We start from the raw sequence: 13,542 nt of genomic DNA, 5'->3' as shown, positions 1-13,542 counted from the left end.
CTGCCCATCACCCGGGTGTTGCGGGCGGTGGCGTGAGGTGAGTACGCAGGTGAATATCCGAAAAGGGGGTTAACCATCCATAATGCTTGAATGTGACCTACACCCGGCTTCTTTGACGCAGGGCCTCGTAGAGGAGGAGGGCGGCGCTCACGGAGACGTTGAGGCTGTCCGCCTGGCCCCGCATGGGGATCCGCACCCGGGCGTGGGCCCGCTGGAGCCAGCCCTCCGGCAGGCCCTGGTCCTCGGCCCCCAGGAGGAAGGCCACCCCCTGGCGGTAGTCCTCCTCCCAGTAGAGGCGCTCCCCCCGGGGGGTGGCGGCCACCAGGCGCAGGCCTTGGGCCTCCAGGAAGCGGGCCGCCGCCGCCTCGGCCACGGGGAAGACGGGCAGGGAGAAGACCACCCCCGTGGAGTTGCGGATGGCCTGGGGGCTGTAGAGGTCCACCCCCTCGGCCACCAGAACCAGGTGGGCCCCCGCCCCGTCCGCCGAACGCAGGATGGCCCCCAGGTTCCCCGGCTTCTCCAGGCCCAGGAGCACCAGGACCAGGGGGTTTTCCGGGAGGCGGACCTGGGCCAGGGTCCTTTGGGGAATGCGGAAGACCCCGATGATGGGAGCGGGGTTCTCGCGGCTGGAGACCCGTTCCAGGGCCTCCTGGGATAGCTCCAGCACCGGGGCTCCCCCGGCCAGGCCGCGGTCCTCCGGGGTGGCCTTAGGACCCAGGAGGAGGGTTTCCAGGGTTAGGCCAGCCTCCAGGGCCCGCTGCACCTCCCGGCGCCCCTCCACCAGGAAAAGCCCCGTGCGCTCCCGCTCCTTGCGCTCCTTGAGGGCGGCCAGGGCCTTCACCTTGGGGTTAGCGGGGCTTTGGATGCGCATGGAGCCTCACGGCCAAGCGGGCGATCCTGGGCCCGGAGAGTTCCAGCTCCATCCCCTCCACCTCGGGCAGCTCCTCCAGGAGGCGGGAGAGGCGCAGGAGGATTTCCCGGTAGGGGCTGGGGTCCAGCTTGGCCTCCAGGGGCCTGAGGAGTTCCCGGGCGTCCCCTTCCGTGAGAGGGGTGAGGCGCTGCCCCAGAGGCTGCTCGCCCAGGGGGGTGGGGAGGAGGAGGGTGAGGACGGGGCCAAAGAGGGGGTGGGGGCTGGCCGTGAGCTTGAGCCGGAGCCCCGCCTCCTCCCCCAGGGGCAGGCCAAAGGCCTGGAGGAGGGCCCGGGCCTCCTCGGGGGAAAGCTCCTTTTTGCCCTCCAGAAGCCGCCGGGCCTCCTCCAGGCGCAGGTCGGGGAAGTCGGGGAAGAAGAGGGGCTCTTCCCGCCAGCACCGGTAGGCCCAGGCCCGGGCCAGGGCGATGGCCGCGGACTCGGGGAAGCGGTAGAGGGCGGCCTTGCCCAGCACCCGGGCCCGGGCCCCGGGGGTGCCCATGGCGCAGGCCAGAAGGGGCTTTTCCCCGGGGGCCTGGGCCACCAACTGGAGGAACTCCTCCTCGCTGGCGAAGCCCATGGGGACGAAGAGGAGGAAGAGGCTTCCCGCGGGGCTTGCCTGGGCCTCCTCCAGGGCCTGGGCGAAGTCCGCCGCCTTGGCCGTGGAGCCCAGGTCCACGTGCTCCACGGTAAGCCCCCCCTCCTTCAGGGCCTCGAGGGCCAGGTTGGAGGGACCGGAGGCGTTGGAGATGAGGCGCACCGTGGGGTTTTCCGGCAGGCGGCCCAAGGAGAGGAGGACGGCCACGTCAAAGGCCTCCTCCAGGCTGTTGGCCCGGATCACCCCCGCCTGGGTAAAGAGGGTGCGCACCAGGGGGTCGCGGGAAGGGTGGACGGCCAGGATGGGCTTCTTCTTGCCGATGCGCCGGGCCAGGCGGGAGAAGCGCCGGGGGTTGCCGAAGCCTTCCAGGTAGAGGAGGATCACCCCCGTGCGCTCGTCCTCCTCCCAGAAGGTGAGGAGGTCGTTGGAGGAGATGTCCGCCTTGGCCCCTAAGGAGGCGAAGCTGGAAATCCCAAGCCCCATCTCCTCCGCGTAGGCCATCACCGCCCGCCCCAGGGTCCCCGACTGGCTGGAAAGGGCCAGGGGGCCCGGCCGGGGCAGGGGGGCCAGGGCGGCGCTCAGGCGCACCTCGGGGTGGGTGTGGACCAGGCCCAAGGAACCCGGGCCCAGAAGCCGCATGCCCAGCCGCCTGGCCTTGTCCGCCAGCTCCCGGGCTTCCTGGGCGCTGAAGCCCGTGGTGAGGACGATGGCCCCCCGCACCCCCCGCCGGCCGCAGGCCTCCAGGGCCCCCAGGACCCGCTCCTTGGGCACGGCGATCACCGCCAGGTCCACGGGCCCCGGGATGCTCTCCACGCTGGGGTAGGCCAGGAGGGGGCCCACCGTCCCCCCCTCCTTGCCGATGGCCTCGTTCACCGGGTAGACCGGCCCCTGGAAGCGCCCGAAGATGAGGTGCTCCAGCACCCGGTAGCCGATGCTCTCCGGGTCGCGGCTGGCCCCCACCACGGCCACCCCCCGGGGGAAGAAGAAGGGGTGGAGGCTGGCCAGGGTGGAGACCTTCTCCCGCCACTCAAAGCGTTCCGCCGCCTGCTCGCTCAGGAGGATCTCAAACTCCACCTCCACCTCTCCCCCCTCGCGGTGGGCCCGCACCTGGAAGCCGCTTTCCATGAAGACATTGAGCATGGGGCGGTTCTCCGCCAGGGTGAAGGCCTGGAAGCGGCGCACCCCCCGTTTGGCGGCGATCAGGGCCAGGCGCTCCAGGAGGAGGGTGCCCAGGCCCCGGCCCTGGAAGGCGTCGTCCACCAGAAAGGCCACCTCGGCGGTGTCCTCCCCCTTGACCCGCACGTACTCCCCCGTGGCCACCAGGCGGGGGGGGTCCCCGGCGAGGACGATGAGGGTCACCTTTTCCTCCTCGGGCTTGGCGGCAAGGAGGAGCTCCGCCGCCTTCTCCGGGGAGATGGGGGAGAAGAAGCGCATGCGCAAGGACTCTGGCGATAGCCGCTTCAGGAACTCCACGAAGAGGGGAAGGTCCTGCCGGCTGGCCCGGCGCAGGAGGGCGGTGCGCCCGTCCTTCAGGAGGACGGGGCCCTCCTCGAGGCCGTGCTGGGGCGTGGGCGGGGGCACGTAGCCCATACCCATAGCCTACCCTCAGCCCCTCCCCTGAGGCTGGGGGTAGCATAGACCCATGCTCCGGCTGGACACCCGTTACCTCCCCGGTTTCGCTGAGGCCCTTCCGGCCCACCGGGAGGCCCTCCTCTCCGCCCGGGAGCGCCTTTTGGCCAAGCGCGGGGACCGGGCCCAGATGCTGGGCTGGCTGGACCTCCCCGAGGACACCGAGACCCTAAGGGCCATCCGCCGCTACCGGGAGGAGAACCCCTGGGTGGAGGACTTCGTCCTCCTGGGCATCGGGGGAAGCGCCCTGGGTCCTAAGGCCCTCGAGGCCGCCTTCAACGCAAGCGGGGTCCGCTTCCACTACGTGGACCACGTGGAGCCCGAACCCGTCCTCAGGCTCCTGCGCACCCTGGACCCCCGGAAGACCCTGGTGAACGCCATCTCCAAGTCGGGGGCCACGGCGGAGACCCTGGCCGTTCTCCTCATCTTCCTGAACTGGTTGCGGGAGGCTTTGGGGGAAGGGTGGCGCCGCCACCTGGTCCTGACCACCGACCCCCAAAGGGGCGCCCTGCGGGCCCTGGCGGAACGGGAGGGGCTTAGGGCCTTTGCCATCCCCGAGGACGTGGGGGGGCGTTTCTCCGTGCTTTCCCCGGTGGGCCTCTTGCCCTTGGCCTTCGCCGGGGCGGACGTGGAGGCCCTCCTCATGGGGGCCCGCCAGGCCAACGTCAACGCCCTGGCCCCCCTGGAGGAGAGCCTGCCCCTGAAGACCGCCCTCCTTCACCACCTCCACCGCCACCTGCCCGTCAACGTCTTCATGGTCTACGCGGAGCGGCTCAGGTACCTTCCCGCCTGGTTCGTCCAGCTCCACGACGAGTCCCTGGGCAAGCGGGACCGGGAGGGGAAGCGGGTGGGCACCACCGCCTTGCCCGCCCTGGGCCCCCAGGACCAGCACGCCCAGCTCCAGCTCTTCCGGGAAGGTCCCCTGGACAAGCTCCTGGCCCTGGTGCTCCCCGAGGCCCCCACGGAGGACCTCCTCATCCCTCCCTGGCCGGGGCTGGAGGAGGCGGGCTACCTCTTCGGCAAGGGGCTATTCCGCCTCCTGAAGGCCGAGGCCGAGGCCACCTACCAGGCCCTGGCGGAGGCGGGGCAACCGGTCTATGCCCTTTACCTTTCGGAGGTTTCCCCCTACGCCGTGGGTTGGCTGCTCCAGCTTCTCATGTGGCAGACCGCCCTCCTGGGGGAGCTTTGGGGGGTGAACGCCTTTGACCAGCCCGGGGTGGAGCTTTCCAAGCGTCTTACCCGGGAGATCCTGGCCCGGGAGGGCTGAGGCTTTGGAACCGTGGAAAGGGCTTTGTGATAGCCTGAGCGGGAGGAGGCTGTATGCAGCGCCTGGAGCCCCTTGGTATCCGCCCGAAGAAGCAGGTCTTCTGGAACACCGCCTCGCCCGTCCTGGTGGAGCACACCCTGGCCCGGGGAGAGGGGTTTTTGGCCCACAAGGGCCCTCTGGTGGTGGACACCACCCCCTACACCGGGAGAAGCCCCAAGGACAAGTTCGTGGTGCGCGAGCCGGAGGTGGAGGGGGAGGTCTGGTGGGGGGAGGTGAACCAGCCCTTCGCCCCCGAGGCCTTCCAGGCCCTTCTGGCCCGGGTGGCCGAATACCTTTCCGAGCGGGACCTCTACGTGCAGGACCTCTACGCGGGGGCCGACCGGCGCTACCGCCTCCCCGTGCGGGTGGTGACGGAAAGCCCCTGGCACGCCCTTTTTGCCCGCAACATGTTCCTCCTGCCCCGCCGCTTCCGCGAGGACGACGAGGTGGAGCGCTTCGTCCCCGGCTTCACCGTGGTCCACGCCCCCTACTTCCTGGCCGACCCGGAGCGGGACGGCACCCGGAGCGAGGTCTTCGTGGGCATCAGCTTCGCCCGCAAGCTGGTCCTCATCGTGGGGACGAAGTACGCGGGGGAGATTAAGAAGAGCATCTTCACCGTGATGAACTACCTGATGCCCAAGCAGGGGGTTTTCCCCATGCACGCCTCGGCCAACGTGGGGAAGGAAGGGGACGTGGCCCTTTTCTTCGGCCTCTCGGGTACGGGCAAGACCACGCTGTCCACCGACCCGGAGCGCCCCCTCATCGGCGACGACGAGCACGGCTGGAGCGAGGAAGGGGTCTTCAACTTTGAGGGCGGGTGCTACGCCAAGGTGATCCGCCTCTCCCCGGAGCACGAGCCCCTCATCTACAAGGCTTCCAACCAGTTTGAGTCCATCCTGGAGAACGTGGTGGTGAACCCGGAAAGCCGCCGGGTGGAGTGGGACGACGATACCAAGACGGAAAACACCCGCGCTTCCTACCCCATCGCCCACCTGGAGAACGTGGTGGACACGGGGATGGCGGGCCACCCCAGGGCCATCTTCTTCCTCTCCGCCGATGCCTACGGGGTGCTTCCCCCCATCGCCCGGCTTTCCCCGGAGCAGGCCATGTACTACTTCCTCTCCGGCTACACCGCCCGGGTGGCGGGCACGGAGCGGGGGGTGACCGAGCCCAAGGCCACCTTCTCCGCCTGCTTTGGGGCCCCTTTCCTTCCCCTGCACCCTGGGGTGTACGCCCGCATGCTGGGGGAGAAGATCCAGAGGCACGGCCCCCGGGTCTACTTGGTCAACACCGGCTGGACCGGAGGGCCCTACGGGGTGGGGCGGCGCTTCCCTCTCCCCCTTACCCGGGCCCTCCTGCACGCGGCCCTCACCGGGGCCCTGGACCGGGTGGCCTACCGCCAGGACCCCGTCTTCGGGTTTGAGGTACCCCTGGAGGTCCCCGGGGTGCCCAGCGAGCTTTTGGACCCCCGGGGGACCTGGGCCGACCCCGAGGCTTACGACCGCCAGGCCCGGAGGCTGGCCCAGCTTTTCCAGGAAAACTTCCAGAAGTATGCCGATGGCGTAGAGGAAGCCATCCGCCAGGCAGGGCCGCGGGCGGGCTGAGCCCGCCTTCGGGCCGGGGCGGGGGGCCTGGGTGGCCAGGCCCCTTGCCAAATAGGGCCAGGGGGTATTAGGCTCCAGGTGGCGGAAATGGAAGGGACAAATGTACTTCACCCCCTGGCAAACCCCTCTGGCAGAATGGTAGGCGCTACCGTCTGGGGGACGGGTTTTCTATGAGCCAAGCCTGGTTTAGCCGCTACGCCTGGGGAGTGCTCCTCTGGAATGTGCTGGTGGCCCTCTGGGGAGCCTACGTGCGGGCCACGGGCTCGGGGGCCGGGTGCGGCGCCCACTGGCCCACCTGCAACGGGGAAATCATCCCCCGAAGCCCGCAGGTGGAGACCCTCATTGAGTTCACCCACCGGGCCACCTCGGGCCTGGCCTTCCTCACGGTCCTCCTGCTGGCCGTCCTGGCCTTTCGCCTCTTCCCCAAGGGCCACCCTGTGCGCCTGGGGGCTGGGCTTTCCCTATTGTTCATGCTCACGGAGAGCCTGGTGGGGGCCTCCTTGGTCCTCTTCGGCTGGGTGGCGGACAACGTGACCCCGGAGCGGGCCGTGGTGCAGATGGTCCATCTGGCCAACACCTACTTCCTCCTGGCCTCCCTGGCCCTGGCCGCCTGGTGGGCCTCCGGGGGGGCTCCCTTGCGCCTTAAGGGGCAGGGGGCGGTGGGGGTGGCCCTCCTCCTGGGGCTTTTGGCCCTCCTCTTCCTGGGGATGAGCGGGGCGGTGACTGCCCTGGGCGACCTCCTCTTCCCCGTGCGCGACACCCTCGAGGCCCTGGAGCGCTCCCTCACCCCAGGGGAACACTTCCTGGTGCGCCTCAGGGTCCTCCACCCCCTGATTGCCGTGAGCGTGGGGCTTTACGTGGTCTTTGCTGGCTTCCTGGTGGCCCACCTCCGCCCCTCGGCCCAGACCCGGGGCCTGGCCCAGGCCCTGGCCTACCTCTACGGGGTGCAGCTCCTGGCGGGTTTGGTGAACGTCTGGCTCAAGGCTCCCGTCTGGATGCAGATCCTCCACCTCCTCCTGGCCTATGCCGTCTGGCTGGCCTTCGTCCTCCTGGCGGCGGCGGCCTTGGCCCGGGGGGCCCGGCGGGTGGAGCTGGGGGAGGGGGAGGCCAGCCAGGCCCACCGGGGTACCGGGGGAGCCACCTGGCAGGACTACCTGGCCCTCACCAAGCCCCGGGTCATCAGCCTCCTCCTCCTCACCACCCTCTTGGCCATGCTCATCGCCGCCCAGGGCTGGCCGGGCACCGGGCTCTTCCTGGCCGTGGCCCTGGGGGGGTACATGATGGCCGGGGCGGCCAACGCCATCAACATGGTGGTGGACCGGGACATTGACGCCCGCATGCGCCGCACCGCCAGGCGCCCCACGGTCACCCAGCGCATCTCCAGCCGCAACGCCCTCCTCTTCGCCTTCGTTTTGGCCCTTCTGGCCTTCTTCCTCCTTACCTTTGGGGCCAACCTCCTGGCCGCCACCCTGGCCCTCATGGGCCTCATCTGGTACGTTCTGGTCTACACCCTCTACCTCAAGCGGCGCACGTGGCAGAACATCGTCATCGGGGGGGCCGCTGGGGCCTTCCCGCCCCTGGTGGGCTGGGCGGCGGTGACCGGGGATTTGAGCCTCTTCGCCTGGTACCTTTTCGCCCTCATCTTCTTCTGGACCCCGGTGCACTTCTGGGCCCTGGCCCTCATGATTCAGGACGACTACCGGGCCGTGGGGGTACCCATGCTGCCTGTGGTGCTGGGGGAGCGGGTCACGGTGATGCAGATCGCCCTCTACGCCGTCCTGACCGCCCTGATCTCCCTCATGCCCCTGCTTCTGGGCGAGCTTGGCCTGCTCTACCTCCTCCTCAGCCTCGCCCTTAACGCCCTGCTTATCCTCAAGAGCCTTGCCCTCTACCGCCAGCCCGAGCGGAGGACGGCGGTTTCGCTGTATAAATACTCCATGCTCTACCTGGCCCTCTTGTTCGTGGCCATGGCGGTGGACCGGGTGCTATAGGGAGGGAGTGGATGCAAAGAGGTATCGCGGCGCTCAGTCTGTTAGGTCTGGCCTTGGCCCAGGAGGCCCACCGGGTGGCCATCACCCACCCCTTCTCTCCCGTCAACCGGGAGACCAACTTCCTCCTGGTCTGGGTCCTGGTGTTCTCCGTGCTCATCTTCGGCGTGGTGGCGGGGTCCTTGGCCTACATCACCTGGAAGTTCCGCGCCAAGCCGGGCCAGGTGGGGGAGCCCCCCCAGGTCCACGGCAACGACCGCCTCGAGGTCATCTGGACGGTGATCCCCATCGTCATCATCTTTATCCTCTTCGGCCTCACCGCCCGGAGCCTCATCCTGGTCAACAAGCCCCTTTCCGGGGCCATGAAGGTGGAGGTCACGGGCTACCAGTTCTGGTGGGACTTCCACTACGCTGGCCTGGGCTTCCGCAACTCCAACGAACTCATCCTGCCCGCCGGGGTGCCCGTGGAGCTGGAGGTGACCTCCAAGGACGTCATCCACTCCTTCTGGGTGCCGGGCCTTACCGGTAAGCAGGACGCCATTCCGGGACAAAAGACCCGGATACGTTTTGTAGCGGAGAAGCCCGGGAACTACTACGGCTTCTGCGCCGAGCTCTGCGGCCCCAGCCACGCCCGCATGCTCTTCCGGGTGATCGTGTTGCCCAAGGAGGAGTTTGAGCGCTTCGCCGCGGCCGCCCAGGCCTACACCCCCCCGGTGGCCGATGCCCAGGGGCAGCAGGTCTTCCAGCAGAACTGCATGGCCTGTCATGGGGTCCAGGGGAAGATGCCCCCGGCGGTCATCGGGCCGGAGCTGGGCTTCACCGGGAACCGGGTGAGCCTAGGAGCGGGGATTGTGGACTACACCCCGGAGAACCTCAAGGCCTGGATCAAGGACCCCGCCTCCATGAAGCCGGGGGTGAAGATGCCGGGCTTCCCCCAGCTCTCCGAGGCGGACCTGGACGCCTTGGTGCGCTACCTGGAGGGGCTTAAGGTGGAGGGCCTGGACTTCAAGGCCCTGCCCAAGTTCTAGGAGGTTTAGAGGATGGCCATCGCGACCAAGCCAAGAGCCAGCGTGTGGGCGGTCCTCTGGGACCTGCTCACCACCGTGGACCACAAGAAGATCGGCCTCATGTACACCGCCACCGCCTTCTTCGCCTTCGGCCTAGCCGGCGTCTTCTCCCTCCTTATCCGGGCGCAGCTGGCGGTGCCCAACAACACCCTCCTCACCGGCGAGCAGTACAACCAGATCCTCACCCTGCACGGGGCCACCATGCTCTTCTTCTTCATCATCCAGGCCGGGCTTACCGGCTTCGGCAACTTCGTGGTGCCCCTCATGCTGGGAGCCCGGGACGTGGCCCTGCCCCGGGTGAACGCCTTCAGCTACTGGGCCTTCCTGGGGGCCATCATCCTGGCCCTCATGAGCTACTTCTTCCCCGGCGGGGCCCCCAGCGTGGGCTGGACCTTCTACTACCCCTTCTCCGTGCAGTCGGGGAGCGGGGTGAACTTCTACATGGCGGCCATCCTCCTCCTGGGCTTCTCCAGCCTGCTGGGTAACGCCAACTTCATCGCCACTATCTACAACCTGCGGGCCCAGGGGATGAGCATGTGGAAGATGCCCATGTACGTGTGGAGCGTCTTCGCCGCCAGCGTCCTCAACCTCTTCAGCCTGGCGGGGCTCACCGCGGCCACCCTGCTGGTCCTCCTGGACCGCAAGATCGGCCTCACCTGGTTTAACCCCGACATCGGGGGCGACCCCGTCCTCTTCCAGCAGTTCTTCTGGTTCTACTCCCACCCCACGGTCTACGTGATGCTCCTGCCCTACCTGGGCATCCTGGCGGAGGTGGCCTCCACCTTTGCCCGCAAGCCCCTTTTCGGGTACAAGCAGATGGTCTGGGCCCAGATGGGCATCGTGGTCCTGGGCACCATGGTCTGGGCCCACCACATGTTCACCGTGGGGGAGTCCACCATCTTCCAGATCGCCTTCGCCTTCTTCACCGCCCTCATCGCCGTGCCCACGGGGGTGAAGCTCTTCAACCTCATCGGCACCCTCTGGGGCGGGCACCTGCAGATGCAGACCCCCCTCCTCTGGGTGCTGGGCTTCATCTTCAACTTCCTCCTGGGGGGCATCACCGGGGTGATGCTCTCCATGACCCCCCTGGACTACCAGTTCCACGACTCCTACTTCGTGGTGGCCCACTTCCACAACGTGCTCATGGCGGGCTCGGGCTTTGGGGCCTTCGCCGGGCTTTACTACTGGTGGCCCAAGATGACGGGCCGTATGTACGACGAGCGCCTGGGCAAGCTCCACTTCTGGCTCTTCCTGGTGGGCTACCTGGTGGTCTTCCTGCCCCAGTATGCTCTGGGCTTCCTGGGCATGCCCCGGCGCTACTACACCTACAACGCGGACATCGCCGGCTGGCCCGAGCTGAACCTCATCTCCACCATCGGGGCCTTCATCCTGGGCCTGGGCGGCCTGGTCTGGATCTACGCCATGTGGAAGAGCCTGCGCTCCGGGCCCAAGGCCCCCGACAACCCCTGGGGCGGCTACACCCTGGAGTGGCTCACCAGCTCGCCCCCCAAGGCCCACAACTTTGACGTCCAGTTGCCCAAGGACTTCCCCTCCGAGCGTCCCCTCTACGACTGGGCCAAGAAGGGGGTGGAGCTGAAGCCGGAGGACCCCAGCCACATCCACCTGCCCAACAGCTCCTTCTGGCCCTTCTACTCCGCGGCCACCCTCTTCGCCTTCTTCGTCGCCGTGGCGGCTTTGCCGGTGCCCAACCTCTGGATGTGGGTCTTCCTGGCCCTCTTCGCCTACGGCCTCATCCGCTGGGCCCTGGAGGACGAGTACAGCCACCCCGTGGAGCACCACACCCTCTCGGGCAAGTCCAACGCCTGGATGGGGATGGCCTGGTTCATCGTCTCAGAGGTGGGCCTCTTCGCCATCCTCATCGCCGGCTACCTCTACCTGCGCCTCACGGGGGCGGCCACGCCCCCTGAGGAGCGGCCTGCCCTCTGGCTGGCCCTCCTCAACACCTTCTTCCTGGTGAGCTCCTCCTTTACCGTGCACTTCGCCCACCACGACCTCAGGCGGGGCCGGTTCAACCCCTTCCGCTTCGGCCTTCTCATCACCATCCTGCTGGGCGTCCTCTTCTTCCTCTTCCAGGCCTGGGAGTTCTACCAGTTCCACCAGCACTCCAGCTGGCAGGAGAACCTCTGGACCGCGGCCTTCTTCACCATCGTGGGGCTGCACGGCCTGCACGTGGTGATCGGGGGTTTCGGCCTCATCCTGGCCTACCTGCAAGCCTTAAGGGGGAAGATCACCCTGCACAACCACGGCACCCTCGAGGCCGCCAGCATGTACTGGCACCTGGTGGACGCCGTCTGGCTTTTCATCGTGACCATCTTCTACATCTGGTAGGACGCGGGAACCCTGGCCCCCGCCCCCTGGCGGGGGCCTTTGCTATATAGAAGGGGATGCGGCTTTTGGTGGTGGACTTTGACTACTTCTTCCCCGTGCCCCAGGACCCGCAGGACCCCCGGGCCTCCCTCTACGCCTGGGCCCACTTTGAGACCCCCTACTACCAGGAGGAGGCCTGGGAGGCCCGGGCCCTGGCCTTCTTGCTCCGGGGCCTCCCCCTGCCCCAGGCGGAGGGGTGGCAGGGCTTCTGGGAGCGCTTTGCCTTTGCCCCGGGGGCCAGGCTCTACTATGCCGACTCCAACGCCCTGGCCTTCCACCCGGAGGTGCGCCAGGGGGTGAGGGAGGTGGTGCTCTACGACGCCCACCACGATGCCGGCTACCGCCCCCTGGGGGAGGAGCCCGCCTGCGACGACTGGATGGTACACTACGCCCGCCAGGGGGCGGAGCTTTGGGTGTTCTATCCCCCCTGGCGCGACCCCCGCCTGGAGCCTGAGCCCCAGGTGGCCGTAGAACGGCTTCAGGACCCCGGGGGGGCGGTGCCGGGGGTTTTCCACCGGGTTTTCCTCTGCCGCAGCGGGGCCTTCGTGCCCCCGTGGGCTGACGCGGACTTTTTGGCCTTCCTGGAGGCCGCTCCTCTGCCTAAGGTGGCCCTGGAGCCCCTCTCCTCCAGGCCCTTTGACCTGGAGGCCCTGAGGCGGAGGGTGCGGGAGGAGGGCTTTGCCCTGGCCCTGATGGAGCGCCTCAGGGGAGGAGGACCGCGGCGCCCCTGAGCCTTCCCTGGCGCAGGGCCTCGAGGGCCCGGTTGGCCTCCTCCAGGGGGAAGGTTTCCACCGCCGCGCGCACGGGCACCTGTGGGGCTATCTCCAGGAAGGCCCGGGCGTCCTCCCGGGTGAGGTTGGCCACGGAGCGGAGCACCCGCTCCTCCCAGAGGAGGCGGTAGGGCATCTCGGGGATGGGGCTCATGTGGATCCCCGCCAGGACCACCACCCCGCCGGGCTCAGTGTCGGCCAGGGCTTTGGGCACCAGGGCCCCCACCGGGGCGAAGAGGAGGGCCCCCTCCAGGGGCTCGGGAGGGGCCTCCGTGGAGTCCCCCGCCCAGGCGGCGCCCAGTTCCAGGGCGAAGCCCTTGGCCGCCTCGTCCCCGGGGCGGACGAAGGCGTAGACCCGCTTGCCCTGGTGCTTGGCCACCTGGAGGAGGAGGTGGGCGGCGGCCCCGAAGCCGTAGAAGCCCAGGACCTGCCGGTCCTGCACCAGGCGGTAGGCCCGGTAGCCGATGAGCCCGGCGCAAAGCCAGGGGGCCAGGGCCTCGGGGGGCCACTCCTCGGGCAGGGGATAGGCGAAGGCCGCCCGGGCCACCAGGTACTCCGCATAGCCCCCGTCCCGGTGGTAGCCGGTGAAGGCCGCTTGGCGGCAGAGGTTTTCCTGCCCCCGTCGGCAGTACTTGCAGGTGCCGCAGGCCCCCCCAAGCCACCCCGCCCCGAGACGCTGGCCCAGGGAGACCCCCTCCACCCCTTCCCCCAGGGCCACGGCCCGGCCCACCACCTGGTGGCCTAGGACCAGGGGGAGGCGGGGTGGAGGAAGTTCCCCGTCGGCGATGTGCTGGTCCGTGCGGCAGACCCCGCAGGCCTCCACCTTGAGGAGCACCTCCCCGGGCCCCGGGGTGGGGAGGGGGAGGTCCTCGAGGGCCAGGGGCGCGCCCACCGCCTTCAAGACCATGGCCCGCATAGCTTCTATGGTATCCCTGGACCCCGCCCTTTACCTTGGAAGCCCTGCTCTGGACAGGGGGCAGGGCTTCCTCTATAATCACAAAGGCTTTGGGGCCGTTAGCTCAGCTGGCAGAGCAACCGACTTTTAATCGGTAGGTCGCAGGTTCGAATCCTGCACGGCCCACCAAGGCAAGGCCCCATCGTCTAGCGGTTAGGACGCGGCCCTCTCAAGGCCGAAACGGGGGTTCGATTCCCCCTGGGGTCACCACGGGCGGCTAGCTCAGCTGGTCAGAGCGCTCGCCTTACAAGCGAGAGGTCAGAGGTTCAAATCCTCTGCCGCCCACCACCGCAGGGACGCAAGAACCCCGGGTAAGCGACCCGGGGTTTG

General features: G+C 68.5%; 9 protein-coding genes and 3 tRNA genes. 9 read left to right on the top strand and 3 right to left on the bottom strand.

What is annotated here, in order from left to right:
• Nucleotides 1-97: 97 nt before the first annotated feature.
• Both B128_RS0104115 and B128_RS0104110 read right to left on the bottom strand, forming a co-directional pair.
• Nucleotides 98-871, bottom strand: a complete 774-nt coding sequence (locus tag B128_RS0104115; protein ID WP_018111008.1) for a TrmH family RNA methyltransferase — start codon at nt 869-871, stop codon at nt 98-100.
• Complete coding sequence (locus tag B128_RS0104110) at nt 849-3,095, bottom strand: GNAT family N-acetyltransferase (protein ID WP_018111007.1); 2,247 nt, start codon at nt 3,093-3,095, stop codon at nt 849-851. The genes B128_RS0104115 and B128_RS0104110 overlap by 23 nt, the downstream gene beginning before the upstream one ends.
• A gap of 52 nt (nt 3,096-3,147) precedes the next feature.
• Between B128_RS0104110 and pgi the strand changes: the two genes are divergently transcribed.
• The 6 genes from pgi to B128_RS0104080 all read left to right on the top strand — a co-directional run bounded on the left by pgi (nt 3,148) and on the right by B128_RS0104080 (nt 12,218).
• Nucleotides 3,148-4,401 (top strand): glucose-6-phosphate isomerase, encoded by a 1,254-nt coding sequence (pgi, locus tag B128_RS0104105; RefSeq protein ID WP_018111006.1) that lies wholly within the window; start codon nt 3,148-3,150, stop codon nt 4,399-4,401.
• A gap of 53 nt (nt 4,402-4,454) precedes the next feature.
• Nucleotides 4,455-6,044, top strand: a complete 1,590-nt coding sequence (pckA, locus tag B128_RS0104100; RefSeq protein ID WP_018111005.1) for a phosphoenolpyruvate carboxykinase (ATP) — start codon at nt 4,455-4,457, stop codon at nt 6,042-6,044.
• Between the two features lie 170 nt (nt 6,045-6,214).
• Nucleotides 6,215-8,035 (top strand): heme o synthase, encoded by a 1,821-nt coding sequence (locus B128_RS0104095; protein WP_018111004.1) that lies wholly within the window; start codon nt 6,215-6,217, stop codon nt 8,033-8,035.
• A gap of 11 nt (nt 8,036-8,046) precedes the next feature.
• Nucleotides 8,047-9,060 (top strand): cytochrome c oxidase subunit II, encoded by a 1,014-nt coding sequence (coxB, locus tag B128_RS0104090; protein WP_026175010.1) that lies wholly within the window; start codon nt 8,047-8,049, stop codon nt 9,058-9,060.
• Between the two features lie 12 nt (nt 9,061-9,072).
• Nucleotides 9,073-11,448, top strand: a complete 2,376-nt coding sequence (gene ctaD, locus B128_RS0104085) for a cytochrome c oxidase subunit I (protein ID WP_026175009.1) — start codon at nt 9,073-9,075, stop codon at nt 11,446-11,448.
• 56 nt (nt 11,449-11,504) lie between these two features.
• Nucleotides 11,505-12,218: a hypothetical protein gene (locus tag B128_RS0104080; protein WP_018111001.1), complete on the top strand. Its 714-nt coding sequence runs from the start codon at nt 11,505-11,507 to the stop codon at nt 12,216-12,218.
• Here B128_RS0104080 and B128_RS0104075 read toward each other — a convergent pair.
• Nucleotides 12,190-13,173 (bottom strand): zinc-dependent alcohol dehydrogenase family protein, encoded by a 984-nt coding sequence (locus tag B128_RS0104075; protein ID WP_018111000.1) that lies wholly within the window; start codon nt 13,171-13,173, stop codon nt 12,190-12,192. The two genes, B128_RS0104080 and B128_RS0104075, sit on opposite strands and share 29 nt — an antisense overlap.
• 92 nt (nt 13,174-13,265) lie before the next feature.
• On the opposite strand from B128_RS0104075, the gene B128_RS0104070 reads away from it, so the two are divergent.
• From B128_RS0104070 to B128_RS0104060, 3 genes are all read left to right on the top strand, one after another.
• Nucleotides 13,266-13,341 (top strand) — tRNA-Lys (locus B128_RS0104070).
• Nucleotides 13,342-13,347: 6 nt separating this feature from the next.
• A tRNA-Glu gene (locus B128_RS0104065) sits at nt 13,348-13,422 on the top strand.
• 1 nt (nt 13,423) lies between these two features.
• Nucleotides 13,424-13,500, top strand: a tRNA-Val gene (locus B128_RS0104060).
• Nucleotides 13,501-13,542 lie beyond the last annotated feature (42 nt).

Source organism: Thermus igniterrae ATCC 700962 (genome assembly GCF_000376265.1).
Taxonomy (GTDB): domain Bacteria; phylum Deinococcota; class Deinococci; order Deinococcales; family Thermaceae; genus Thermus; species Thermus igniterrae.
This window is presented reverse-complemented; position numbering and strand designations above follow the sequence as displayed.